Origin of the sequence: Microbacterium sp. LS_15 (genome assembly GCF_041954735.1) — a bacterium.
Lineage (GTDB): Bacteria > Actinomycetota > Actinomycetes > Actinomycetales > Microbacteriaceae > Microbacterium.
Genome location: NZ_JAVAYD010000001.1, coordinates 810,679 through 835,080, shown reverse-complemented (window position 1 = coordinate 835,080; position 24,402 = coordinate 810,679). Strand labels below are relative to the sequence as shown.

24 protein-coding genes are annotated in these 24,402 nt (G+C 69.9%); 22 read left to right on the top strand and 2 right to left on the bottom strand.

Annotation, left to right across the window (positions count from 1 at the left end):
• Positions 1-35 precede the first annotated feature (35 nt).
• Entirely contained in the window at positions 36-911 is an 876-nt protein-coding gene (locus RAC69_RS04105) for a hypothetical protein (RefSeq protein WP_375085275.1), read from the bottom strand.
• A 12-nt stretch (positions 912-923) separates the two neighbouring features.
• Between RAC69_RS04105 and RAC69_RS04100 the strand changes: the two genes are divergently transcribed.
• The 22 genes from RAC69_RS04100 (at position 924) to RAC69_RS03995 (ending at position 22,908) form a co-directional block, all read left to right on the top strand.
• On the top strand, positions 924-1,889 hold the full coding sequence (locus tag RAC69_RS04100) for a hypothetical protein (RefSeq protein WP_375085273.1): 966 nt from the start codon (positions 924-926) through the stop codon (positions 1,887-1,889).
• A 6-nt stretch (positions 1,890-1,895) separates the two neighbouring features.
• Entirely contained in the window at positions 1,896-2,933 is a 1,038-nt protein-coding gene (locus tag RAC69_RS04095; RefSeq protein ID WP_375085271.1) for an HAD-IIA family hydrolase, read from the top strand.
• Positions 2,934-2,995: 62 nt separating this feature from the next.
• Complete coding sequence (locus RAC69_RS04090) at positions 2,996-3,172, top strand: hypothetical protein (RefSeq protein ID WP_375085269.1); 177 nt, start codon at positions 2,996-2,998, stop codon at positions 3,170-3,172.
• Positions 3,169-3,966: a TlyA family RNA methyltransferase gene (locus RAC69_RS04085; RefSeq protein WP_375085267.1), complete on the top strand. Its 798-nt coding sequence runs from the start codon at positions 3,169-3,171 to the stop codon at positions 3,964-3,966. The genes RAC69_RS04090 and RAC69_RS04085 overlap by 4 nt, the downstream gene beginning before the upstream one ends.
• Positions 3,963-4,877: an NAD kinase gene (locus RAC69_RS04080; protein WP_341934007.1), complete on the top strand. Its 915-nt coding sequence runs from the start codon at positions 3,963-3,965 to the stop codon at positions 4,875-4,877. The genes RAC69_RS04085 and RAC69_RS04080 overlap by 4 nt, the downstream gene beginning before the upstream one ends.
• Positions 4,874-6,556 (top strand): DNA repair protein RecN, encoded by a 1,683-nt coding sequence (gene recN, locus RAC69_RS04075; RefSeq protein WP_375085265.1) that lies wholly within the window; start codon positions 4,874-4,876, stop codon positions 6,554-6,556. Before RAC69_RS04080 ends, recN begins: the two co-directional genes overlap by 4 nt.
• Before the next feature lie 26 nt (positions 6,557-6,582).
• Positions 6,583-8,277 carry a CTP synthase gene (locus RAC69_RS04070; protein ID WP_375085263.1) on the top strand — a complete coding sequence of 565 codons (1,695 nt, stop codon included), beginning with the start codon at positions 6,583-6,585 and terminating at the stop codon, positions 8,275-8,277.
• Entirely contained in the window at positions 8,270-8,860 is a 591-nt protein-coding gene (locus tag RAC69_RS04065) for an NUDIX domain-containing protein (RefSeq protein WP_375085261.1), read from the top strand. Before RAC69_RS04070 ends, RAC69_RS04065 begins: the two co-directional genes overlap by 8 nt.
• A gap of 2 nt (positions 8,861-8,862) precedes the next feature.
• The gene (xerD, locus tag RAC69_RS04060) at positions 8,863-9,765 is read left to right on the top strand and encodes a site-specific tyrosine recombinase XerD (protein ID WP_375085259.1); all 903 of its coding nucleotides are present in this window, start codon (positions 8,863-8,865) and stop codon (positions 9,763-9,765) included.
• A gap of 158 nt (positions 9,766-9,923) precedes the next feature.
• Entirely contained in the window at positions 9,924-10,943 is a 1,020-nt protein-coding gene (locus tag RAC69_RS04055; RefSeq protein WP_375085257.1) for a hypothetical protein, read from the top strand.
• Between the two features lies 1 nt (position 10,944).
• Complete coding sequence (locus RAC69_RS04050; protein WP_375085255.1) at positions 10,945-12,519, top strand: hypothetical protein; 1,575 nt, start codon at positions 10,945-10,947, stop codon at positions 12,517-12,519.
• Positions 12,516-13,235, top strand: a complete 720-nt coding sequence (locus RAC69_RS04045; protein ID WP_375085253.1) for an ABC transporter ATP-binding protein — start codon at positions 12,516-12,518, stop codon at positions 13,233-13,235. Before RAC69_RS04050 ends, RAC69_RS04045 begins: the two co-directional genes overlap by 4 nt.
• A gap of 5 nt (positions 13,236-13,240) precedes the next feature.
• Entirely contained in the window at positions 13,241-14,548 is a 1,308-nt protein-coding gene (locus RAC69_RS04040) for an ABC transporter permease (RefSeq protein WP_375085251.1), read from the top strand.
• 103 nt (positions 14,549-14,651) lie between these two features.
• Entirely contained in the window at positions 14,652-15,542 is an 891-nt protein-coding gene (locus RAC69_RS04035) for a ParA family protein (RefSeq protein WP_096715719.1), read from the top strand.
• Entirely contained in the window at positions 15,526-16,404 is an 879-nt protein-coding gene (locus RAC69_RS04030; RefSeq protein WP_375085249.1) for a segregation and condensation protein A, read from the top strand. The genes RAC69_RS04035 and RAC69_RS04030 overlap by 17 nt, the downstream gene beginning before the upstream one ends.
• A complete protein-coding gene (scpB, locus tag RAC69_RS04025; RefSeq protein WP_375085247.1) occupies positions 16,394-17,011 on the top strand; it encodes an SMC-Scp complex subunit ScpB in 618 nt (205 codons plus the stop codon). The genes RAC69_RS04030 and scpB overlap by 11 nt, the downstream gene beginning before the upstream one ends.
• A gap of 67 nt (positions 17,012-17,078) precedes the next feature.
• Positions 17,079-17,876: a pseudouridine synthase gene (locus RAC69_RS04020; RefSeq protein WP_375085246.1), complete on the top strand. Its 798-nt coding sequence runs from the start codon at positions 17,079-17,081 to the stop codon at positions 17,874-17,876.
• A gap of 41 nt (positions 17,877-17,917) precedes the next feature.
• Positions 17,918-19,024 carry a prephenate dehydrogenase gene (locus tag RAC69_RS04015; protein WP_375085306.1) on the top strand — a complete coding sequence of 369 codons (1,107 nt, stop codon included), beginning with the start codon at positions 17,918-17,920 and terminating at the stop codon, positions 19,022-19,024.
• Positions 19,017-19,691, top strand: a complete 675-nt coding sequence (gene cmk / locus RAC69_RS04010) for a (d)CMP kinase (RefSeq protein ID WP_375085245.1) — start codon at positions 19,017-19,019, stop codon at positions 19,689-19,691. Before RAC69_RS04015 ends, cmk begins: the two co-directional genes overlap by 8 nt.
• Positions 19,692-19,731: 40 nt before the next feature.
• On the top strand, positions 19,732-21,204 hold the full coding sequence (gene der / locus RAC69_RS04005; protein WP_251588903.1) for a ribosome biogenesis GTPase Der: 1,473 nt from the start codon (positions 19,732-19,734) through the stop codon (positions 21,202-21,204).
• 106 nt (positions 21,205-21,310) lie between these two features.
• Positions 21,311-22,246, top strand: a complete 936-nt coding sequence (locus RAC69_RS04000) for an NUDIX domain-containing protein (protein WP_375085244.1) — start codon at positions 21,311-21,313, stop codon at positions 22,244-22,246.
• Between the two features lie 41 nt (positions 22,247-22,287).
• Positions 22,288-22,908 (top strand): hypothetical protein, encoded by a 621-nt coding sequence (locus tag RAC69_RS03995; protein WP_375085243.1) that lies wholly within the window; start codon positions 22,288-22,290, stop codon positions 22,906-22,908.
• A gap of 25 nt (positions 22,909-22,933) precedes the next feature.
• Here RAC69_RS03995 and RAC69_RS03990 read toward each other — a convergent pair whose 3' ends face one another.
• Positions 22,934-24,367, bottom strand: coding sequence for a DUF222 domain-containing protein (locus RAC69_RS03990; protein WP_375085241.1), 1,434 nt, complete (start codon positions 24,365-24,367; stop codon positions 22,934-22,936).
• Positions 24,368-24,402: the final 35 nt, after the last annotated feature.

The window sequence follows — 24,402 nt, the reverse complement described above, 5'->3', positions numbered from 1 at the left end:
GAAATGGCCACCCAAAGCTGGGTGGCCATTTCGCGTTAACAGCACACACGAGAACAGGGAGCATCATGCCGGAAGAGGAAGAGCGCCGTCCGCGTCGCAACGACGACAGAGGACCGCGCCAAGACCGCACTTCCGGACCCCGCTCCGACCAGCCACGCCGTGATGGTGGTGCCCCGCGCCGCGATGCCGGCTACAACCGTGATGGTGGTGCCCCTCGTCGCGAGGGTGGCTACAACCGTGATGGTGGTGCCCCTCGTCGTGAGGGCGGTTACAACCGTGACGGTGGACAGCGTCGTGAGGGCGGTTACAACCGTGACGGTGGACAGCGTCGTGAGGGCGGTTACAACCGTGATGGTGGTGCCCCTCGTCGCGAGGGTGGCTACAACCGTGACGGTGGACAGCGCCGCGAGGGCGGTTACAACCGTGATGGTGGAGCGTCGCGTCGCGAGGGTGGCTACAACCGTGACGGTGGACAGCGCCGCGAGGGTGGTTACAACCGTGATGGTGGAGCGTCGCGTCGCGAGGGCGGTTACAACCGTGACGGTGGACAGCGCCGCGAGGGTGGTTACAACCGTGACGGTGGACAGCGCCGCGAGGGCGGTTACAACCGTGACGGTGGACAGCGCCGCGAGGGTGGCTACAACCGCGATGGTGGAGCGTCGCGTCGCGAAGGCGGTTACAACCGTGATGGTGGTGCCCCGCGTCGCGAAGGCGGTTACAACCGTGATGGTGGTGCCCCGCGCCGCGAAGGTGGCTACAACCGCGATGCGCGTCACCCGCGTCGCGACGGTTCCGCTCCGCAGTCCGAGCGCGGGTCCGAGCGCGGGTCCGAGCGCGGCCGGTCCTTCCCGCAGCGCGGGGGAGCGGGCCGTGAACGCCCGTTCCAGGCTGCGGACGAGCGCCCCCGGCACAACGATCCGGCGTTGCCGGACGACGTGACCGCGCGCGACCTGCACCCGTCCGCTCGGAACGAGCTGAAGACGCTGAGCAAGGAGAACGCGGAGCACGTCGCTCGGCATCTCGCGATGGCATCCCGTCTCATCGACGAGGACCCTGCTCTTGCACACCAGCATGCCCTCGCCGCCTCTCGTCGAGCCGGCCGCATCGCCATCGTGCGGGAGACGCTGGGCATCACCGCCTACGCGAACGAGGACTTCGCGCTCGCCCTTCGCGAGCTCCGCACGTACCGTCGCATCTCCGGCAAGGACGACCAGATCGCCCTGATGGTCGACAGCGAGCGTGGCATCGGACGCCCCGATCGTGCGCTCGAGACCGGTCGCGCCGTCGACCGCAGTGAGCTCACGACGCCGGTTCGAGTCGCTCTGGCGATCGCCATGTCCGGTGCGCGTCTCGACCAGGGCGACCTGGAACTGGCTCTGGGTGAGCTCGAGATCCCGGAGCTCGATCCCGACCGCGCGTTCGAGTGGAGTCCGGCATTGTTCTCCGCGCGTGCCGCTGTGCTCGAAGACCTCGGGCGCACTGACGAAGCAGCATTCTGGACGCACCGTGCCGAGGTCGCCGCCGAAGCGCTCGGAGTCGACGAAGCCGGCGACGAGGAGATCTTCGTCGAAGACGGCATGATCGACGACATCGAAGACCTCGACGAGGACTCCGACGCCGCCGATGCGGATGCCGGAGCGGAGCCGGACGACGAGAACGAGGACGTCGTCGAGCCCGAGCCGTCTATCGAGGACGAGGTCCGAGAGCTGCTCGGCGAGGACGAGACCGACGAGACCGACGCGGCTGTAGCCGAGGTCGCCGAGACCGACGCGGCTGTAGCCGAGGTCGCCGAGACCGACGCCGCCGAGACTGACGCCGCCGAGACCGACGCGGCCGTAGCCGCCGAGACCGAAACTGACGAGGGGCGCGACTCCTCGAAGGAGGTCTGAGGCGCGGTGGGGCTGTTCTCGAAGAAGCAGGCGCAGCGGACACCGCTCGATGACGTCGACGCTGTGCTCGCCGACCTCGACGGGGTCGTGTACGCCGGACCCGGCGCGCTGCCGTTCGCGGTCGACAGCCTCAACCGGGCTGCGGAGTCGGTGCGTCTCGGGTACATCACGAACAACGCCTCACGGACCGACGCCTCGGTCGCGGCGCACCTCAGCAGCCTCGGACTCGACGTCGCCCCGGCCGATGTGATCACCAGCCCGCAGGCGGCGATGCGACTGCTCGCAGGGATGGTCCCCCCGCCGGCGACCCTCCTCATCGTGGGTGGGGACGGGCTCGTCGACGAAGCCGAGAAGGCCGGCTACACGGTCACGCGCTCGGCCGAGGACTCGCCCGCCGCCGTGGTGCAGGGCTTCGCCCCCGAGGTGGCCTGGACCGACCTCGCCGAAGCTGCGTTCGCACTCAAGGTCCCGGAGGAAGAAGGCGGCATCCCCTGGATCGCCACCAACACCGACTGGACGATCCCCCGGGAGCGCGGCGTCGCACCCGGCAACGGCACGCTGGTGTCCGCGGTCCACACGGCGATCGGCCGACTGGCCACGGTCGCGGGCAAGCCCGAGGTGCCGATCTTCGAGGAGGCCCTGTCGCGCTTCGGTGCGCAGAAGCCCCTATTCATCGGCGACCGCCTCGACACCGACATCCTGGGTGCGGTGCGCGCCGGGATCGACTCGGCCCTGGTGCTCACGGGCATCGACCGGCCGAAGCACGTGCTGGCGGCTCCCGAGGGGTCGCGGCCCACGTTCATCCTCCGCGATCTCCGCGACCTGCACGAGCCGTACCCGACCGTCTCGGTGAGAGACGGCATCCACTCCGTGAACGGTGCGTCCGTCCGTGTCTCGGGGGCGGACGTCGAGATCCTCACGGAGGGCGACGAGCAGATCGATCTGCTCCGGGCCGGTGCGTCCGCGATCTGGGCGTCCGGAACCCCGGTTTTCGTGCTCCGCGTACCCGAGCGTCTCTACGACGACCCGTTCCACCGGCCCTGACGACGGGCGGGCGGTCGCCGTGGCTCCGGCGCGCTGTCGCAGCCGCCGCGTACAGTAGAGACGTGAGCGATGAGACGACGAACGAGCCGACCGACGGTCTGTGGAGTCGCCTGCGCCTGATCGAGGGACAGCCGCTGGCTGCGCGGGCAGACGCGTACTCCGGGCTGCACGACGAACTGTCCCGCCGCCTCGACAGCGGCGCGCGCCTCGATCAGCGCGACGCCCCTGGAACGCGATGACGCGACTCGACGCCGCCCTCGCCGCGCGAGGACTCGCTCGTTCGCGAACGCACGCTGCATCGTTGATCACGGAAGGTCTCGTCAGCATCGACGGACGGCCCGTGATCAAGCCCTCGACGTCGGTGTCGGACATGGCGGAGATCACCGTCGCCTCTGCCGATCACTACGTCGGCAGAGGTGCGCACAAGCTCATCGCCGCCCTCGACGCGTTCGGGATCGACGTCGACGGACGCCTCGCGCTCGACATGGGCGCCTCGACGGGCGGGTTCACGCAGGTGCTCCGCGAGCGGGGCGCCCGATCGGTGCTGGCCGTCGATGTCGGACACGACCAGCTCGCGGCCTCGGTCGCCGCCGACCCCGGGGTCGTGCTGGTCGAGGGCTACAACGTCCGTCACATGACGCCCGACAACCTCCGCGTCGCGACGGGCGAGCCGCAGGCGCCGGACCTCGTCGTCGGCGACCTGTCGTTCATCTCCCTCGAGCTGGTGCTGCCGGCCGTCGCGGCGGTCGCCGCCCCCCGAGCCGACATCGTGCTGCTCGTGAAGCCGCAGTTCGAGGTCGGTCGCACCGCGGTGCGCGGAGGACTCGTCACGGACCCCGCCACGCGCGCCGACGCCGTCGCGAGAGTCGTCTGGAGCGCCTGGGACAGCGGGCTCGGCATGCTCGGCATCCTTCCCTCGCCGATCCTCGGCACGCACGGGAACACGGAATATCTCGTACACCTCGCTCCGGGCCGGGGTACGGATCCGTCAGAATGGTCGGAACGCATCAACACACTGGCAGGGGGCCGATGAACGAGCGCAACATCCTGGTCGTCGCCCACGCCAGGCGCACCGACACCGTCGAAGCCGCCCGGCGCGTCGTCGAGGCGCTGAGAGGAGCAGGAGCCCTCCCGGTCCTCGCGGGCGACGACAGCGCGGATCTCAGCGCGGTCGACCCCTTCTTCGCCGACGTGGACGTTCTCGGCGACACCGTCACCCAAGAGGAGCTCGAACTGGCGATCGTGCTGGGCGGGGACGGGACGATCCTCCGCGCGGCGGAGCTCGTGCGGGGCTGCTCGGCTCCCGTGCTCGGCATCAACATGGGGCACGTGGGCTTCCTCGCCGAAATCGACCGCGACGACATGGACGCCGCCGTGCGTCGCGTCATCGACCGCGACTACGACGTCGAGGAGCGTCTGGCGCTCTCGGTGCGAGTGAAGGATGCCGACGGCGCTGTCGTCTACGAGACCTTCGCCCTGAACGAGGCGACCGTCGAGAAGGGCAGCCGCGAGCGCATGATCGAGGTCGTGCTCGAGATCGACGGACTGCCCCTGTCGAGCTTCGGCTGCGACGGCATGGTCGTGTCGACACCCACCGGGTCGACCGCCTACAACTTCTCCGCCGGCGGGCCGGTGATCTGGCCCACCGTCGAGGCGATCGCCGTGGTGCCGCTGTCGGCGCATGCTCTCTTCGCGAAGCCGCTCGTGGTGAGCCCCGACGCCGCCGTCGCGATCGAGATGCTCGACGGGACGACGGGCTCCGGCATCCTCTGGTGCGACGGTCGACGATCGCACGACCTGCCGCCCGGCGCGCGGGTCGTGGTGCGACGGTCCTCCCGCCCCGTGCGACTGGCGCGTCTGCACACCGCCGAGTTCACGAATCGTCTCGTGCGGAAGTTCCAGCTGCCCGTCGCGGGCTGGCGCGGACAGGGGGCGGGCGCGTGATCGAGGAGATGCGGATGCAGGGGCTCGGCGTGATCGCCGACGCCGTCCTCCCGCTGGGCGCAGGCTTCACCGCGATCACCGGCGAGACCGGCGCGGGGAAGACGATGGTCGTCACGGGTCTCGGACTGCTGCTGGGGGCTCGCGCCGACTCGGGCGCCGTGCGCGCCGGTGCCGCGCAGGCCTCGGTCGCGGGGGTCTGGATCGTGCCCGAGAAGGGCGAGGTCGCCGACATCGTCGCCGACGCCGGCGGCGAGCTCGAGCCGGCGGGCGCCGGCTCAGCCGAGCTGTACGTCTCCCGCACCCTGAGCGCAGAGGGACGCAGTCGCGCGAGCGTGGGCGGACGCGCTGCGCCGGCCGGAGTGCTGTCGTCGTTGGCCGACGAACTCGTCGTCGTGCACGGGCAGTCGGAGCAGCTGCGGCTGCGGTCGGCCGCCGCGCAGCGCGACGCCCTCGACCGGTTCGGCGGTGCACCGATCACGACCGCGCTCAAGGCCTACGCGGCAGCCTTCGCGCGCTGGCGCGACCTGGATGCCGAGATCGCCGACATCACCCAGAACCGCGACCGTCGAGCCGAGGAGGCCACGAGGCTGCGCGAGGCCCTCGCACTGATCGAGGCGACAGCACCGGAGCCCGGAGAAGACGTCGAGCTCACCGCCCGCGCCGAGCGCCTCGCCAACGCCGAGGACCTGCGTCTCGCCGCGACCCTCGCTCACAACGCGCTGTCGAACGAGGAGGGAGAGCCCGACGCCTCCGCTCTCGTCGCAGAGGCGCGTCGATCGCTCGAGCGCGTGACCGACCCGACTCTCACCGACATCTCCGCCGGTCTCGCCGACATCGGGTACCGCGTCGCCGACCTCGCCGGGCAGCTCTCGGCCTACCTCGCCGACCTCGACGAGTCCGGACCCCACGAGCTCGCCGCCGTCGAAGAGCGTCGCGCAGCGCTCGGAACACTGGTGCGCGCGCACGGCTCCCTCGACGAGGCGCTCGAGCTCTGGCGCACCGGATCGACCAGGCTCGCCGAGCTCGACGACGACGGCGACCGCATCACGCGACTCGAAACCGAGCGTGACTCCGCCCGCAGCGAGCTCGACGATCTCGCCGCCGCGCTGACCGCGGAACGCACCGCCGCGGCGGCCCGCCTCGGCGCCGCCGTGACGGAAGAGCTGCACGCCCTGGCGATGCCCGACGCGACGCTCGAGGTGGCGGTCACCCCTGGCGCGGAGAGCGCGCACGGTCGCGACGACGTCGGCATCCTGCTCGCGCCGCATCCGGGCGCCGAGCCGCGCTCGGTGTCGAAGGGCGCCTCGGGAGGCGAGCTGTCCCGTGTAATGCTGGCCATCGAGGTCGTCATCGCCGGCACCGACCCCGTCCCGACGTTCGTGTTCGACGAGGTCGATGCCGGGATCGGCGGAGCCGCGGCGATCGAGGTCGGCCGACGACTCGCCCGACTCGCAGAGAAGTCGCAAGTCATCGCGGTGACCCACCTCGCGCAGGTCGCAGCCTTCGCGAACAACCACCTCTCGGTCGTGAAATCGCACGACGGAGCGGTCACGGCCTCCAGCGTCCGCCGACTCGAGGGGGAGGAGCGCGAAGCCGAGATGGCCAGGCTGCTCTCCGGACTCGCCGATTCGGACGCCGCACTCACCCATGCCCGCGAACTTCTCAGCCTCGGCGTCTGAGCGAACTGTTAGGATAGAAGCCCGTGATGAACTCTTCTTCTGCGGGGCCCAAGAACGACACGACCAAGCACATCTTCGTGACTGGTGGTGTCGTTTCGTCTTTGGGCAAGGGGCTCACCGCGGCCAGCCTCGGCAACCTGCTCACCGCTCGCGGACTCCGCGTCGTGATGCAGAAGCTCGACCCGTACCTGAACGTCGATCCCGGCACGATGAACCCGTTCCAGCACGGTGAGGTCTTCGTCACCGACGACGGCGCCGAGACCGATCTCGACATCGGCCACTACGAGCGCTTCCTCGACATCAACCTGTCGCAGGCGGCCAACGTCACGACGGGTCAGATTTACTCGCAGGTCATCGCGCGCGAGCGCCGTGGCGAGTACCTGGGCGACACCGTGCAGGTCATCCCGCACATCACCGACGAGATCAAGCGCCGCATGCGCCTGCAGGCGACCGAGGACCCGCAGCCCGACGTCATCATCACCGAGGTCGGCGGCACCGTCGGCGACATCGAATCGCAGCCGTTCCTCGAGTCCGCCCGTCAGCTGCGTCACGAGCTCGGCCGCGACAACGTGTTCTTCGTGCACGTCTCTCTGGTGCCGTTCATGGGGGCGTCGGGCGAGCAGAAGACCAAGCCCACTCAGCACTCGGTGGCTGCGCTCCGCCAGGTCGGCATCCAGCCCGACGCTCTCGTGCTGCGCAGTGACCGTCCGGTCAGCGAGAGCAACCGCAACAAGATCGCTCTCATGTGCGACGTGGATGCCGAGGGGGTCATCAACACGGTCGACCTGCCGAGCATCTACGACATCCCCTCGACTCTCAACGAGCAGGGCCTGGACTCGTACATCGTGCGCCGCCTCGGCCTCGACCAGAAGGCGGACGAGGTCGACTGGACGCGCTGGAACCGCGTGCTGCACGCCGTGCACAACCCGAAGCACGAGGTCACGATCGGGCTCGTCGGGAAGTACATCGATCTGCCGGACGCCTACCTGTCCGTCACCGAGGCGATCAAGGCCGGCGGCTTCGCGCAGGAGACCAAGGTCAACATCCGGTGGATCCCCTCCGACCTGTGCGAAACGCCCGACGGTGCCCGAGAGCAGCTCGCGGCGCTCGACGGCATCTGCGTACCAGGCGGCTTCGGCATCCGCGGCATCGAGGGCAAGCTCGGCGCGTTGAAGTTCGCGCGTGAGCAGGGCATCCCGACCCTCGGTCTCTGCCTCGGCCTGCAGTGCATGGTCATCGAGTACGCGCGAGACGTCGCCGACATCGCCGGCGCCTCGTCGACCGAGTTCGACCCCGAGACGAGCGAGCCCGTCATCGCCACCATGGCCGAGCAGGTCGAGATCCTCGACGGCGGCGACCTCGGGGGCACCATGCGGCTCGGCCTCTACCAGGCGGCTCTCGCCGAGGGGTCGCTGGCCCGCGAGGTCTACGGCGCTCCCATCGCGTCCGAGCGCCATCGCCACCGCTACGAGGTCAACAACGCCTACCGGTCGCGATTGTCCGAGGCGGGACTCGTGTTCTCGGGGCTGAACCCCGAGCTCGACCTCGTCGAGTACGTCGAGCTGCCGCGCGACGTGCACCCGTACTACATCGCTACGCAGGCGCACCCGGAACTCCGCTCGCGTCCGACCGACCCGCACCCGCTCTTCCGCGGACTGGTCGGCGCGGCGATCGAGCGGCACCGCGCGAGCGAGCTGTTCGATGTCGAAGCCGATGCCTGAGAACCCGGTCGTCGCGGGCGAGCTCCGCGACGAGGCCTTCGAACCCGAGGTGCTGCAGAGCGACCTCGCGTTCGAGGGTGCTGTCTGGAACGTCCGCGACGACCGCGTGCGCTACGGCGACGGTGAGATCCGTCGTCAGTACGTCGAGCACACCGGCGCTGTCGCGATCCTGGTGTTGGATGACGATGGGCGGGTGCTGCTGATCCAGCAGTACCGGCACCCGATCCGTCACCGCGACTGGGAGCTGCCTGCCGGCCTCCTCGACGTCGACGGCGAGGAGCCGCTAACCGCGGCGCAGCGGGAGCTGGCGGAGGAGGCGGATCTCGTCGCCGCCCACTGGGAGCCGCTCGTCTCGTCGTGGACCACTCCCGGGGGCAACGACGAGGCGATCCACATCTTCCTCGCGACCGGGGTCTCGGCCGCGCCGTCCACGCATCAGCGCGAGGACGAGGAGGCCGACATCCGTGTCGAATGGGTTCCTCTCGACGCGGTGATCGCGGCGGTCATGGCGGGGCGGATGCGCAACGGCATCCTCACCATCGGCGTGCTGGCCACCGCGCAGAGGCTGCGCGACCGGGCCTGAGCATGCAGCTCGATCGCGCGCTCGACTCGTACCTGCGCCATGTCACGATCGAGCGCGGTCTGAGCGACCACACGATCGCCGCCTACCGGCGCGATCTCGCCGGCTACCTCGACTGGCTGACCGCCGAGGACATCGGAGACACGGCGGAGATCACCCCCGCGGTCGTCGGGCGCTTCATCGCGGAGCGGTCCTCCGGCGAGCCCGCACCGGCGGCCACGAGCCTCGCGAGACTCCAATCGTCGGTGCGCGGCTGGCACCGCTTCCTCGCCAGGGAGGGCATCGAGGACGACGATCCGAGCGGTCGCCTCCGTCCGCCGAAAGCTCCCCGTCGGCTGCCGAAGGCCCTCACGATCGATCAGGTCGAGCGGCTGCTGGCGGCGCCGTCGGCCGAGGAGCCGGTCGGCATCCGCGACCGTGCGCTGCTCGAGCTGCTCTACGCCACCGGTGCGCGTGTGTCGGAGGCGGTGGGCCTCGACGTCGACGACGTGTCTCACGGCGACGTGCTGCGGCTGCGCGGCAAGGGCTCGAAGGAACGCATCGTGCCGGTCGGCTCGTATGCGCGCTCAGCCATCGACGCGTACCTCACGCGCGTCCGACCCGGTCTCGCAGCGAAGGGGCGGGCGTCAGCGCGATTGTTCCTCGGCGCTCGCGGGGCGCCCCTCTCGCGTCAGAGCGCCTGGCTCGTGATCCGAGATGCCGCCGAGCGTGCGCAGATCACCTCCGAGGTGTCCCCGCACACGCTCAGGCACTCGTTCGCTACTCACCTGCTGCAGGGCGGCGCCGACGTCCGCGTCGTGCAGGAGCTGCTCGGACACGCCTCGGTCGCCACGACTCAGATCTACACGCACGTGTCCGTGGACACGCTGCGTGACGTCTACGCGACCTCGCATCCGCGAGCGCGCTGAACGGCTCGGAAGCGCGGTTCGAATCCTGTGTCTTCGACGGCTGTCGTCAGTCCGGCGAGGTACCCACGTCATCCATTTGGGGGACGCGAGGATTCGTCCGACTTCCCTATGCTTGCCCGAGACCTCCGACCCACGGTCGGCCGACGAAGGAGCAAGACATGCGTACCACCGGTCCTCTCGCGGCGGGAATCGCCGCGACCGCCCTGGCGCTCACCCTGGCCGGATGCGCAGGCCCGTCTGCGGATGCGCTCAGCTACGAGGACTCGCCGCTCGGCCAGTACCTCTCGTCCGCCTACGGCGGCGACCTCTCCGAGGAGGAGCAGCAGAAGAAGTGGGAGGAGCAGCAGCGCGCCCAGGAAGAACTCATGGCCGAGTGCATGGCGGAGGAGGGCTTCGAGTACAAGCCCAACGTGCAGAGCTCCGGCGCGTTCGTCTCGGGCGAGGATGTCGAGTGGGAGCCTGAGAAGAAGGAATGGGTCGAGAAGTACGGCTACGGCATCGTCACCAGCCCCTATTCCGAGAACGCCGACGAGGGTGCGGCCGAAGAGTATGTCGACCCGAACCAGGAGTACATCGAGTCGCTCTCGGAGTCGGAGCAGACCGCCTACTACGAGACCGCCTACGGCGTGCCGCCGGAGGAGGACGAGCTCGCCGAGGACGGCAGCTTCGAGTACAACTGGGAGGACGCGGGGTGCCAGGGCTGGGCCCAGCACGAGCAGCAGGGCGAGGACCCCTGGCAGGCGGACGAGTTCGCGGACCTGCGCAAGAAGATGGAGAAGCTCTGGAGCTCCACGCAGGAGTCGCCCGAGTTCAAGGAGCTCAACGCCGCGTGGTCGTCGTGCATGGACGACGGGGGCGAGCCGGGATTCTCGGCGCAGATGGACGCGCAGCAGTCCATCGCCGACGAGTCGAGCAAGATCTACGACGAGGCGTACGGCGACGGGTCCACCGAGGTGGACACGGAGTCGCCCGACTTCGTCGACCCGTCGTCGAGCCCCGAGATGAAGGCGCTCGGCGAGCGCGAGATCGAGCTCGCCCTGGTCGACCTCGAGTGCCGCGCGCAGACGTCGTACATGGCCGAGTCGCTGAAGATCCAGTTCGCGCTGGAGGAGAAGTTCATCGCGGAGAACAAAGCCGACCTCGAGGCGTTCAAGGCCGCGGCCGAGCAGAACAACTGACATGAGGGACGACGAGACTCCGACGACCGAACTGCCTGCCGAACTCCTTCCCGAGCACGACGACCTCGCCGCCGAGGACGGCGGCGGGGCCACGGCGACCTCTCGGGTGAGTGGATGGGGCCGCATCCTCCGGGGCAATCGGACCCTGTGGATCGTCGCGCTGTGCGCGGTGGTCAGCCTGATCGCAGGCCTCCTCGTCGGGCGCTTCCTGATCGCACCGGCGGAGGCGAGCGAGGCGCCTGACCCCGGCCTGGTCACCGTGCCGGTCGAGTTCGGTCCGCTGAGCAACGACGTCACCCTGCGTGCGGACGTCGGGTATGCGGATGCCGTCGAGGTGAGCATCGACACCACCGGGGGAGGGAGCGTCGTGACCGGGGCCGTTCCCGAGGTCGGCGCCACCCTGTCGCCGCTGTCCATCGCCCTCGAGATCGAGGGCCGACCCGTGATCGTGCTCCCCGGCGAGCTGCCCTCGTACCGGACGCTCCGGGTCGGCGTGTCCGGTCCGGACGTGCTGCAGCTGAAGCAGGCCCTCGTCAGCGTGGGCATCGATGCAGGGGACGTGTCGTCGAACCTCTTCGACCAGGCGACGGCCAACGCGGTCGGCCAGCTCTACGCGCAGGCGGGGTACCCGCTGCCCGCCCCCGAGGAGGGGGCGGAGGATGCCGTGCGGTCCGCAGAGGAGGGGGTGCGCTCGGCCAAGAGCGAGGTCTCCCGCGCCCAGCAGGAGCTCACCGCAGCTGGCGCGGGGCCGTCGAAGGTCGAGAGCTTCCAGGCCGATGTCGCCGTCGCCAAGGCCGAGCAGGCGCTGGCCGACGCACGGAACGGCGTCGAAGGGGCCTCGACCGTCCAGCAGGCGGAGTGGGATCTGCAGACAGCCCGTCTGGAGCGCGATCAGCTGTGGGCCGCGAAGAACACCGGCGCCGAGAGGGCCGCACTGGACGCCGCACGGGCACAGGTCGACTCCGCGAATCAGGCTCTCGAGAGCGCTCGGCAGAGCGTGCTCCCGTACCTGCCCTCCAGCGAGGTGCTCTTCCTCACAGAGCTCCCGCGTCGCGTCGACGCTGTCGAGGTCAAGCGCGGCACGACGATCTCGGGTCCGGTGATGACGGTCTCCGGTGCGACCGTTCGACTGACGGGCGCGGCTGCCGAGGCGGACGCCCGGCTGCTAGAGGTCGGCTCCGAGGGGATCTTCGAGCTGCCGGACGGCACCGAGCACCGCGCGGTCGTGTCGGAGCTCACGCCCGGCAAGGACAGCAAGGCGCGGTGGGAGGTGCTGTTCGAACCGGATCCGCTCACGCCGGAGCAGATCACCGCGCTGCAGGACAGCAACGTGCGGGTCCGGATCGCCGTGGGCGCGACCGACGGCGACGTGCTCTCCGTGCCGCTCGCAGCCCTCACCGCCGGCCCGGGCGGGGAGTCGCGCGTGCAGGTCGTCGAGTCCGATCCCCGCGACGGAGAGGACGCCAAGACGCGCCTCGTCGTCGTGGAGACAGGACTCGCGGCCAAAGGCGCGGTGGAGGTGACGCCCGTCGACGGTGACCTCGAGGAGGGCGAGCTCGTGGTGGTCGGCGAGTGACGTCGCTCACCGAGTCCGCGTCGGCGGCGCCGGATGCCCTGCAGGCCGGGCCGCTCGTCGAGCTCAGAGACGTCACGAGGTCGTTTCCCGGCCCACCGGAGGTGCAGGCGCTCAAGGGAGCCACGCTCTCGATCGCCCCGGGCGACTATCTCTCGATCGTCGGGCCCAGCGGCTCGGGCAAGTCGACGATGCTGAATATCCTCGGACTCCTCGACCGACCCAGCGTCGGCGAGTATCGTCTGGCCGGCTCTCTCACGGGTGATCTGTCGGACGACGGGAGGGCCGCCGTACGTGCCCGCTTCATCGGGTTCGTCTTCCAGTCGTTCCACCTGCTGCCGCGCCGCAGCGTGCTCGACAACGTGCTGATGCCCATGCTCTACAGCGGGGTTCCGCGTCGCGAGCGCGAGTCCCGGGCGCGGGACGCCTTGCAGAGAGTGGGTCTCGGTCATCGGGTCGACTTCCTGCCGAACTCTCTGTCCGGCGGCGAACGGCAACGTGTCGCCGTGGCGAGGGCCGTCGTCAGCGGGCCACGGCTCCTCCTCGCCGACGAGCCCACCGGCAACCTCGATCAGCGGACCTCGGGCGAGGTGATGTCGCTGTTCGAAGAGCTCAACGACGACGGACTCACGCTCGTCGTCATCACGCACGACGACGGGGTCGCGCGGCGGGCACGCCGCTGCATCCGCATCGCCGACGGCCGATTGAGCGAACTGTGATCCGGATGCCGTGGCGCAGACGGCCGGCGGACGACGCCGCGGAGCCCGTCGTCGAGGACGGACCGACCTCCCTCGTCGCCGGGGTGGCTCATGCGGACCGCTTCACGTTCCAGGATCTGGTCGCCGAAGCCACCTCCGACATCGGTTCGCGCCCGGCACGGCTCGTCATGACGATCCTGGGCACCGTGCTCGGCATCGCCTCCCTCGTCGCGACCGTCGGATTCGCGCAGACGGCGGCGGCTCAGATCGCGAGCCAGTTCGACGGCGCAGCAGCGACCCGCGTGGTCGTGCAGGCGGCGGAGGCGCAATCGGGGTCGCAGAACAAGAGCGTGGCCGCGGGGCGTCTGCCCTGGGACTCGCCCGTCCGCGTCGAACTGCTGGCCGGAGTCGAGAGCGCGACGCTGCTCGGCGAGGTGGAGCTCGCGGAGGGCGAGACGATCACTGCGGTGCCCGTCAACGACCCGGCGGCAGCAGCGGTCGCCTCGCCTCGTCTGTTCTCGGCATCCGCCGAACTGCTCGACACCGCGGAGGGCGGGCTCGTCACCGGGCGGTTCTTCGACAGCGGTCACGACCAGCGGGCCGACCGCGTCGCCGTGCTCGGCACCCGTCTGGCAGAGCGCATGGGCATCAACCGCGTCGACTCTCAGCCCTCCGTCTTCATCGCGGGCGTGGCGTACGCGGTGGTCGGGGTCGTCGACGGCATGGACCGACGCAGCGAGCTCCTGGATGCCGTGATCATCCCGACCGGTTCGGCCAGAGCCGACTTCGGACTCGAAGCGCCGTCGGAGCTCGACATCAGGATCGCCGTCGGCGCGGGACCGCAGGTCGCCGAGCAGAGCGTGCTGGCGCTCGCGCCCGACGACCCGGAGAGCCTCGAAGCCCGCGCGCCGTCCGGATCGTCCGATCTCAGCCAGAGCGTCCAGGCCGACGTCAACGTCGTGTTCCTCATCCTCGGGGTCATCGCCCTCCTGGCGGGAGGTCTCGGCATCGCGAACGTCACCCTGCTGTCGGTCATGGAGCGGATCGGGGAGATCGGCCTGCGCCGCGCGCTGGGTGCCACGCGGCGTCAGATCGGCGCGCAGTTCATGGTCGAGTCGATCGTCATCGGGTTCATCGGCGGTCTCATCGGCTCCGCTCTCGGGGTGGTCGCCGTGATCATCGTCGCCGCGGTGCAGGGCTGGACGCCGGTCACGGATCCGCTGGTCGCCGTCGCGGGAGCATTCCTCGGCGCTCTGGTCGGCTGGGGGTCGGGCTGGTACCCCGCTCGGCGCGCCGCGCGGATCGAACCGGTCGCAGCTCTGCGGGGCGGGTGATCGGGGCGTTCACCAGGGTCCTTCCCCGCGCGCCGCGCGGCGAGGGGGCTCCGCCGCACGCCTGCCGCTACAATCGACCAAGCACGAGGGAGCAGGAGAAGCGGTGGCGGAGAAAGCGGCGAAGTCCAGGGCGAAGGCACGGAAGGCCGACGAGACACCCCTCGGACCGACCGGCCGGCCGTATCACGGGTTCCCCACCCCTGAGCCGCTGGCCTCGCACGGACCGGCTCGGATCATCGCCCTCTGTAACCAGAAGGGCGGCGTGGGCAAGACCACGACGTCGATCAACCTCGCCGCAGCCCTGGCGGAGTACGGCCGCAAGGTGCTCGCCGTCGACTTCGACCCGCAGGGCGCCCTGTCGGCGGGTCTCGGCATCCAGACGCACGACGTGACGACGATCTACGATCTGCTGCTCGACACCAAGCGCGATGCGCATGAGGCGATCGTGCACACGAGCGTCGACGGCCTCGACGTCATGCCCGCGAACATCGATCTCTCGGCCGCGGAGGTGCACCTCGTCAACGAGGTCGCCCGCGAGACGATCCTCGCGCGGGTGCTGCGTCAGGTCGCGGGGGAGTACGACGTCATCCTCATCGACTGCCAGCCGTCTCTCGGGCTGCTGACGGTGAACGCGTTGACCGCCGCTCACGGCGTCATCATCCCGCTCGAGTGCGAGTTCTTCGCGCTTCGCGGCGTCGCTCTGCTGATCGAGACGATCGACAAGGTGCGCGACCGTCTGAACCCGTCCATCACCATGGACGGACTGCTCGCGACGATGTACGACCCGCGCACGCTGCACTCGCGCGAGGTGCTGGAGCGTGTGGTCGAGGCGTTCGGCGACGACGTGCTCGAGACCGTCATCGGTCGGACCGTGAAGTTCCCCGACGCGTCCGTCTCCGGCGTCCCCATCACCGAGTTCGCTCCGGAGCACGCCGCCGCCCAGGCGTACCTGCGGCTGGCGCGGGAGCTGGTCGCCCGTGGCGCCGTCGCCTGACGAGACCCCCGAGACGCTCGCGTCCGTCGAACCGGACGAGGCGACAGCCGCGGCATCCGAGCCGGCTTCGGCCGAGTCCGAGGCGGGGTTCCGGGTCTCGCTGTCGAACTTCGACGGACCGTTCGACCTGCTGCTGAACCTCATCTCGAAGCACGAGATGGACATCACCGAGGTCTCGCTGAGCGCGGTCACGAACGAGTTCATCGCCTACCTGCAGCACCTCGACGACGAGGAGGAACTCGATCAGGCATCGGAGTTCCTCGTCGTCGCAGCCACCCTCCTCGACATGAAGGTCGCCGGACTCCTCCCGCAGGGAGAGCTGGTGGATGCCGAGGCCGTGGCTCTCCTCGAAGCGCGCGACCTGCTGTTCGCGCGGCTGCTGCAGTACCGCGCCTTCAAGGAGGTGTCGGCGTGGTTCGCCCGCTGTCTGCAGCGGGAGGATCGCCGGCACGTCAGGGCGGTCAGGCTCGACGAGAAGCACCGCACGCAGACCCCCGAGCTCGTGTGGTCGCTGAGCGTCGACGACTTCGCGGCTCTCGCTCTGCTGGCCTTCGCGCCGAAGGAGATCCCGCACGTCGGCCTCGACCATCTGCACGCTCCGCTCGTCAGCATCCGCGAACAGGCGGCGATCGTCGTCACGCTGCTGCGCGGCACGGAGTCGCTGAGCTTCCGCGAGCTGGTGTCCGGCATCCGCGAACCGGGCATCGTCGTGGCCCGGTTCATCTCCGTGCTGGAGCTGTACCGGCACGCTGCGCTGAGCTTCGAACAACTGGAACCGCTCGGCGAGCTGACGCTGCGCTGGGCCGCCGACTCCTGGTCGGACGAGACACTCGCGAGCCTGGGGGCCGACTATGACCGATGACCTGACCGGACCGACCGAGCAGGAGGCGGTGGACCGGACGGCTCCCACCGAGACCCCGCTTGCCGAGCGGATCGAGGCGATCCTGCTGATCATCGACGAGCCCATCGGCCTTGTCGCCTTGGCTGCGGCCGTCGGATCGCCGGTGCCGGCCGTACGACAGACGATCGAGGCGCTGGTCGAGGACTACGACGGCCGGGGTGCCGGTCCGCGGCGCGGCTTCGAGCTGCGCGAGGTAGGCGGTGGCTGGCGTCTGTACGTGCGGGAGGACCACGACTCCCTCGTCGCCGAGTTCGTCGGCGGTCAGGCGCCCGCACGGCTGTCGCAGGCGGCTCTCGAGACCCTCGCGGTCATCGCCTACAAGCAGCCCGTCACGCGCAGCCAGGTGGCGTCGATCCGGGCCGTCAACGTCGATTCGGTCGTGCGCACGCTCCTCGCACGAGGACTGATCACCGAGCTCTTCGCCGACTCGGAGACGGGCGCGATCAACTACGGCACCACCGACGCGCTGCTGCAGCACCTCGGGATCAACTCGCTCGACGAGCTGCCCCCGATCTCGCCGCTGCTCGACGACGGCGCCGATGGTTTCGATGAAGGAGTGGTCCGGTGAGCAGGCACCGTATCTCCGTTGGCGACCGCGGCAGTGCACGATCCTGTTCCGATGAAGGAGTGGTCCGATGACCGGCTTTTCCCCCGACAGCGCACCCGAGGGCGTCCGACTGCAGAAGGTGCTCGCCGCGGCGGGGGTCGCATCCCGCCGGGTCGTGGAGCAGTACATCGTCGAGGGGCGGATCCGTGTGAACGGCCGCACCGTGACCGAGCTGGGAACGCGCATCGACCCCGAGACCGATCTCGTCGACGTCGACGGGACGGCCGTGCAGCTCGACGTGTCCAAGCGCTACGTCATGCTCAACAAGCCGACGGGTGTCGTCAGCAGCATGCGCGACGAGAGCGGCCGCCCCGACCTCCGCCGTTTCACGAAGGACTTCGAGGAGCGCCTGTACAACGTCGGCCGCCTCGACGCCGAGACCAGCGGTCTGCTCGTGCTCACGAACGACGGCGAGCTCGCCCACGTCCTCGCGCACCCGTCGTTCGGCGTCACCAAGGTGTACATCGCCAAGGTCGACGGAGCGGTCACGGCGCAGACGATCTCGAAGCTCACGAAGGGGATCGAGCTGGAGGACGGCCCGATCGTCGCCGACAAGGCGCGGCTGCTCGACACCTCTCGCGGGTCGAGCCTCGTCGAGCTGACTCTGCACTCCGGTCGCAACCGGATCGTGCGTCGCATGATGGCGGCAGTGGGACATCCCGTCACCGAGCTCGTTCGCCGCCAGTTCGGCCCGCTGCACCTGGGAACCCTCCCGGCCGGCCGCACGCGTGAACTGACTAAAATCGAACTCGGTGCGCTGCTGACTCTGGCGCGCCGTGATTCCGGTGTCGCCGCGGCGCCAGGCGAGCAGCAGGAGAACGAGTGACCGAGACGACGAGTGCGCCCGGCGGGGCGTCGACGACCGGCGTGTCCGCGCCGCGCGTCGCGACCCGTCTGTCGGGCACCGTGCGTATCGTCGGCGCCGGCCTGCTCGGCGCGAGCATCGGACACGCCCTCCGGGCGAAGGGCGTCGACGTCGTGCTCGCCGACACGTCTCCGGCTCAGCTGCGTCTCGCGATCGACTACGGTGCCGGTCGAGCTGCGACGGATGCCGACACCCCCGCGCTCGTCGTGGTGGCCGTACCGCCCGACGTCACTGCGGATGTGATCGAGGCGGAGCTCGCACGATTCCCCGAGGCCGTCGTCACGGATGTCGCGAGCGTGAAGCTGGAGCCGTTCGCCGCCCTGCAGAAGCGCGGCGTCGACATCACCCGCTACATCGGCTCACACCCGCTCGCCGGTCGGGAGCGCGGCGGAGCGATCTCCGCGCGAGCCGACCTGTTCATCGGTCGACCGTGGGTCGTCTGCCGAGACGAGGACACCAAGGCCTCCGACCTCGCTCTCGTCGAGGCTCTCGCTTTGGACGTCGGCGCCATGCCTATCGAGATGACACCGGAGGAGCACGACCGGTCGGTCGCGCTCACATCGCACGTGCCGCAGGTCGTCGCGAGTCTGCTCGCCGCGCGGCTCGCCGTCGCCGACGAGGGCGCGCTGCGTCTGTCGGGCCAGGGGGTGCGCGACACGACGCGCATCGCGGCATCCGCGCCCGAGCTGTGGGTACAGATCCTCGGCGCGAACGCCGGACCGGTCGTGGAGATCCTCGACGCGCTGGCAGACGACCTCCGCGAGGTGTCGGATGCGCTGCGGGCTCCGGACGCCCCCGGTGCACGGCGGGTGGTCGCGGAGACGATCAAGCAGGGAAACGACGGTGTCGAGCGCCTGCCGGGCAAACACGGCCAGAACCGTCGCTTCGAGAGCCTCGTCGTCATGATCGACGACACCGCCGGCCAGCTCGGGCGACTGTTCGGAGAGCTGGGCGAGCTCGGTGTCAACGTCGAGGATCTGCGTCTCGAGCACTCGCCCGGTGCGCAGTTCGGCCTCGCCGAGATCGCCGTCGATCCTGCAGCGCTGCACGGTGCGATCACCGGACTCCAGGAACGCGGCTGGCGGATTGCAGGGACGACCAATGACTGACTTCATCGCGATCGACGGCCCCGCGGGGTCCGGCAAGTCCAGTGTGTCCAAGGCGGTCGCCCGACGGCTCGGGTTCGGCTACCTCGACACGGGATCGGCCTATCGGGCCCTCGCCTGGCACGTCCTCGACCGCGGTGCGGACACCGATGATGCGAATTCGGTGCGCGTCGCAGCATCCGACTTCCCGGTCCGGCTGGGGCTCGACCCCGACGACCGCACGGTGCTCGTCGGCGACGCCGACGTCACCGATGCGATCAGGGAGTCTCGGGTGTCCGGCGCCGTGAGCGGCGTCGCGCGCGTGCCCGAGGTGCGCGAGCAGGTCAACCGTCTGTTCCGCACGCTCGTCGCCGAGGCTCCCTACCCGGCCGTCGTCGTGGAGGGCCGTGACATCACCACCGTCGTCGCGCCCGACGCGCCCGTTCGGATCCTGCTCACCGCCGCGCCCGAGGTGCGTGCAGCGCGCCGTGCCGGTGAGCTCGCGGGCGAGAGCGCCCAGGCCGTCGCCGAGGCCCTGCACAAGCGCGACGCCTCAGACAGCGCGGTCGTCGACTTCCTCAACGCCGCGGATGGCGTCGAGGTCGTCGACTCGACCGCGCTCGATTTCCCCCAGACCATCGACGCCGTACTCGCGGTGATCGAACGACTCCGAGGAGCACACCGTGGCTGACGACGAATACGAAGGCGGCCCCGACCAGCTCGCCGAGAAGATGGACGCACTCGACGAGGAGCTGGCCGAACAGCGCGCGGAGACTCTGCGCGCCGGTCTCGCCGACTACGAGCTCGACGACGAGGATGCCGCGCTCCTCGCCGGTGTGACGCTCGGCGAGGACGGCATCCAATTCCTGCCCGCGTTGCCCGTCGTGGCGATCGTGGGGCGCCCGAACGTCGGCAAGTCCGCTCTCGTGAACCGCATCCTCGGTCGCCGTGAGGCCGTCGTGGAGGACACCCCTGGTGTCACGCGCGACCGCGTGACGTACAAGGCCGAGTGGAACGACCGTCGCTTCACGCTCGTCGACACCGGCGGGTGGGAGCCCGACGCGAAGGGCATCGACCGTTCCGTGGCCGCGCAGGCCGAGGTCGCCATCGACCTGTCGGACGTCGTTCTCTTCGTCGTCGACGCGATGGTCGGCGCCACCTCCACCGACGAGCACGTCGTGAAGCTGCTGCGCAAGAGCGGCAAGCCGGTCTTCCTCGTCGCCAACAAGATCGACGACAGCCGCCAGGAGCCCGAGGCCGCCGCGCTGTGGAACCTCGGTCTCGGCGAGCCGCACCCGGTCTCGGCGATCCACGGTCGCGGCGTCGCCGACCTGCTGGACGCCGTGCTGAAGAAGCTGCCGGACGTCTCGGCCGTCGCGAAGGCGGAGATCGGCGGCCCACGCCGCGTCGCCATCCTCGGGCGTCCGAACGTCGGCAAGTCCTCGCTGCTGAACAAGGCTGCGGGCGAGGAGCGCGTGGTCGTGAACGACCTCGCCGGCACCACGCGCGACCCGGTCGACGAGATCGTCGAGCTCGGCGGCAAGCTGTGGACGCTCGTCGACACCGCCGGTATCCGTCGCCGAGTGCACATGGCGCAGGGCGCCGACTTCTACGCGTCGCTGCGGACGTCCGCCGCGCTCGAGAAGGCCGAGGTCGCGGTCGTCGTGCTCGATGTGTCGGAGACGATCAGCGAGCAGGACGTGCGCATCATCGACCTCGTGCTCGAGTCGGGCCGTGCCCTGGTGCTCGCTTTCAACAAGTGGGACCGCCTGAACGACCTCGACCTCGAGAACGCCGACCGCCGTCGGTACCTCGAGCGCGAGATCGAGCAGGACCTCGCGCACGTCGCCTGGGCCCCGCGGGTCAACATCTCGGCGAAGACCGGTCGTCACCTCGACAAGCTCGTGCCGGCGCTCGAGACCGCTCTGGAGAACTGGGATCGCCGCATCCCCACGGGCAAGTTCAACGCCTTCCTCGCGGAGCTCGTGGCCGAGCACCCGCATCCGCTGCGCGGCGGCAAGCAGCCGCGCATCCTCTTCGGGACGCAGGCGTCGACCCGCCCGCCGACGTTCGTGCTGTTCACGACCGGGTTCCTCGACCCCGGCTACCGTCGCTTCATCCAGCGTCGCCTGCGCGAGCTGTACGAGTTCGAGGGAACGCCCATCGTCGTCAACATGCGCGTCCGCGAGAAGCGCCAGCGCTAGTCGTCGAACCTCGACGGGCCGTCCGCTTCCCGCGGGCGGCCCGTCGCTGTTCCCGCATGTGACCGGCGCGGGTGCCGATGCCCGGATGCTGTGAAAGGCTGAGGGGGTGACTGTCGTTCCTCCTGCCGCCGGCGAACCGCGTCGCCCGGACGGGCCCCGCAATCCCGGTGACGCCTGGGTCGTGGCCCCGAGCGGGGAGAAGTACTGGGGGCGCTTCGGTGCCGCAGGACTGCTCGCCGTGGATGCGGAGCGCGGGATCCTGTTGCAGCACCGCGTGGCCTGGAGCCACTTCGGGGGGACCTGGGGTCTGCCTGGCGGCGCGCTGCATGAGGGGGAGAGTGCGATCCTCGGAGCGGTGCGGGAAGCGCAAGAGGAGGCCGGGGTGCCGGATGCCTCGGTGCGCCCGAGGTTCACGAGTGTGCTCGACCTCGGAATCTGGTCGTACACCACCGTCGTCGCTGATGTCGTCGTGCCCTTCGAACCGGTGATCAGCGACCCCGAGAGCGTCGCGCTGGAGTGGGTGCCGCTCGACGAGGTATCGTCGCGGCCGCTGCACCCGGGCTTCGGGAACGCATGGCCGGTCTTGCGGGAGCTTCTCGACGTCCGTCCGACCGTGGTCGTCGATGCGGCGAACGTGGTGGGCTCGGTGCCGGACGGTTGGTGGAAGGACCGCGCTGGTGCGGCGACCCGGCTCGCCGATGAGCTGAACGGATTGTCGGTGGGTGCCGACGATCTGAATCTCGGCGGCACGTCGTGGTTCCCTCCCGTCGCGTTCGTCGTGGAGGGCGCTGCCCGAGGTATGGACGCCCCGGACGTGGGTGAGTCGGACGCCCTCCTGCCCGCGGGCGTCGTCTCGGTAGTTACGGCGGAGGCGGCGGGCGACGATGCGATCGTCGCCGAGGTAGAGCGTCGGGTCGCGCTGGGGGAGTACGTGGTGGCGGTGACGAGCGACCGTGAGCTGCGGGAGCGCGTGTCGGCCGCCGGCGCGGCGCAGGTGCGCTCCGCGGGCTGGCTTCGCGGCATGGGGCGGGCGACTCGATGAGGCGACGGCTGCGATCACGTGCCACCGACAGGGTCGGTGATGTGGTCGGCGCGACAGCCGCCGTGATCGGAACCGTGGCCCTGCATCTGTTCTTCTTCGGCGATGACGAGTACTTCCCGTTGCGCTTCCTGCTCTCGCCGGTCAGCAGTCCGGTGTCGTTCGCCGCGTTCCTGCTGTCGCTCGTCTTTCTCGGCGTCGCGATCGTGCAGGCGACGCGGACCGGTGCGTGGGCGGAGATTCGCGGAGGACGCCCGCAAGCGCACGGTGCAGGGGCGGGTACTGACGACGGCGCCCCGCGGGTCGTCGTCGCGGACGCGGGCGCGAGGACGGAGGCAGACGCAGACGCGGAGGCGGGGGCGTCTGCGAGGACAGACCCAGACCGAGGCGCACACGTAGGGTCGGGTGCGGGGGCGGCCGTCGGTGCTGCTGGTCGCACACACGTCGGAGAGAAGCCGCTCCCCGGCGTGGCCGTGCCGGGAGCGGTGACTCGTCGCGCAGTGCGCTCCGCGGCGATCGTCTCCGTCGTCAACGCGCTCTTCCTCATGGTCTTCCCCATCGCGATGATCCCCATCTTCGCCGTGATCTTCGTCATCGCGCTCGCGCTGATCGCTGCGAGCCACATCGTGCTCGTCTCCACGATCGCCCCGTCGCCCCGCGCCTGACGCACGCGCCCCGGACCGCGCCGCGTCATACGAACATCACCCGGCGTCGCGGCGGGTCGGTGTATTCGCGGCCGAGCGGACTCGTCCAGGTGACCTCGCCGCCCGGACCCTGCTGTGCCGTCCACCGATGCCGATCATGGACATCGGGCTGCTTCAGCGAATGGTGGGTCGTGCAGAGGTGACTGAGGTTGTCGAGGCGCGTTCTGCCGCCGCGCGCATGATCGTGGTTGTGATCGATCTCGCACCGGTGCACCGGCATCCGACACCCTGGGAATCGACAGTGCTGATCGCGTGCCCGGAGGAACCGGCGCATCGCTTCTGTCGGCGTATACGTATCTGACTCGACGACGAGGCCACTCGGATCGAGGAACAGGCGAGACCATCCGGTGTGGCGTCCAGCCAGCGCGCGGGCGATGTCGGGGTCGAGCGGTCCATATCCATCGAGCTCTGCGGGCCGGTCATCCGCGCCGGCGAGCGTGCTGGCGGCGACCGTGACCTGGATCCGAGGGTGGATGGCGTCGAGACCCGTCCCGAGCGCCTCACTAGGAATCGCGGCCAGCAGCAGATCGGCGAGAAGGTCGGCACGGATCTGATCGAGCGTCCGTTCGTCGGAGGGAAGGTGCTCAATCGCCGCGCTGCGGGGATCGGTCAGAGGGTCGGTCGTGAAGATGCCGCCTTCGCTGCGGATGATGCCGTGCTCATAGGAGTCGAGTCGGGGGTCGTCGGGGGAGAGCTCGTCGACCCCGACACCGGCGGTGGCGGGGCCGAGCACGGGGAGCACCGGTTCGCGGCCGTCACGACCCCGGACGACCTCGCGTGCCAGGCGTGTGAGCCGATCCGCGATCGCGACGGCGATCCACTCGGGGAGAACCGCGGTGAGCAGAGCCAGCCCGTCGTCGACCGAACGCACACTCACGCAGCGCTCGTCCGTCGCGCGCCGGTGGCGTTCGACGACGGTCTCGCCGACGAGGGCCGAGGCGACCTGTCTGGCATGGGCGCGCGTGCGGGCGGCCGTGTCCTGCTCGGCGACCACGAGCACCGCGGTCTCGAAGAGGGCGAGCGTCTCGGCATCCGCTCCTCCGTTGCGCACGGATTCGGCGACAACGGTGCTGACGCGAACGATCTCGCGCACGTGGGCGATGCTGATGGTTCCTGCCGTGATGGCGGCTCGTACGGAAGGCAGATCGCGCGACAGCGTACGCGCGTCGGTGAACGACTGCTCGGCGGTGCCGCGGGAGAGATGCGCAGCCGCCGAATACTCCGACAGCATCGAACGGTAGATGGACTCGCGGTGGAACGGGCTCTCGGCCACGTCTGCATCGTGGATCGCGATCCGCTCGATCAGGAGTTCCGACGCCTCTGCTTCCAGAATGGCGATGCGGCGTCTCTTCTCGGTCCATGCGTCGAGCAGGCGCTGGCGCTCCTCGAGATCGAGGTCGAGGTCGGAGCGCCGGTTCATGCCTCCATTTTAGAACAAAGATTCGAATGAGAACG

Excerpts from the sequence above, each read along its gene's own strand:
- RAC69_RS04050 (WP_375085255.1), top strand. The coding sequence starts at position 10,945 with ATGAGGGACGACGAGACTCCGACGACCGAACTGCCTGCCGAACTCCTT.
- cmk (WP_375085245.1), top strand. The coding sequence starts at position 19,017 with ATGACTGACTTCATCGCGATCGACGGCCCCGCGGGGTCCGGCAAGTCC.
- der (WP_251588903.1), top strand. The coding sequence starts at position 19,732 with ATGGACGCACTCGACGAGGAGCTGGCCGAACAGCGCGCGGAGACTCTG.
- RAC69_RS04065 (WP_375085261.1), top strand. The coding sequence starts at position 8,270 with ATGCCTGAGAACCCGGTCGTCGCGGGCGAGCTCCGCGACGAGGCCTTC.
- RAC69_RS04040 (WP_375085251.1), top strand. The coding sequence starts at position 13,241 with ATGCCGTGGCGCAGACGGCCGGCGGACGACGCCGCGGAGCCCGTCGTC.
- RAC69_RS04055 (WP_375085257.1), top strand. The coding sequence starts at position 9,924 with ATGCGTACCACCGGTCCTCTCGCGGCGGGAATCGCCGCGACCGCCCTG.
- RAC69_RS04070 (WP_375085263.1), top strand. The coding sequence starts at position 6,583 with ATGAACTCTTCTTCTGCGGGGCCCAAGAACGACACGACCAAGCACATC.
- RAC69_RS03990 (WP_375085241.1), bottom strand. The coding sequence starts at position 24,367 with ATGAACCGGCGCTCCGACCTCGACCTCGATCTCGAGGAGCGCCAGCGC.
- scpB (WP_375085247.1), top strand. The coding sequence starts at position 16,394 with ATGACCGATGACCTGACCGGACCGACCGAGCAGGAGGCGGTGGACCGG.
- RAC69_RS04020 (WP_375085246.1), top strand. The coding sequence starts at position 17,079 with ATGACCGGCTTTTCCCCCGACAGCGCACCCGAGGGCGTCCGACTGCAG.
- RAC69_RS04080 (WP_341934007.1), top strand. The coding sequence starts at position 3,963 with ATGAACGAGCGCAACATCCTGGTCGTCGCCCACGCCAGGCGCACCGAC.
- xerD (WP_375085259.1), top strand. The coding sequence starts at position 8,863 with ATGCAGCTCGATCGCGCGCTCGACTCGTACCTGCGCCATGTCACGATC.
- RAC69_RS04085 (WP_375085267.1), top strand. The coding sequence starts at position 3,169 with ATGACGCGACTCGACGCCGCCCTCGCCGCGCGAGGACTCGCTCGTTCG.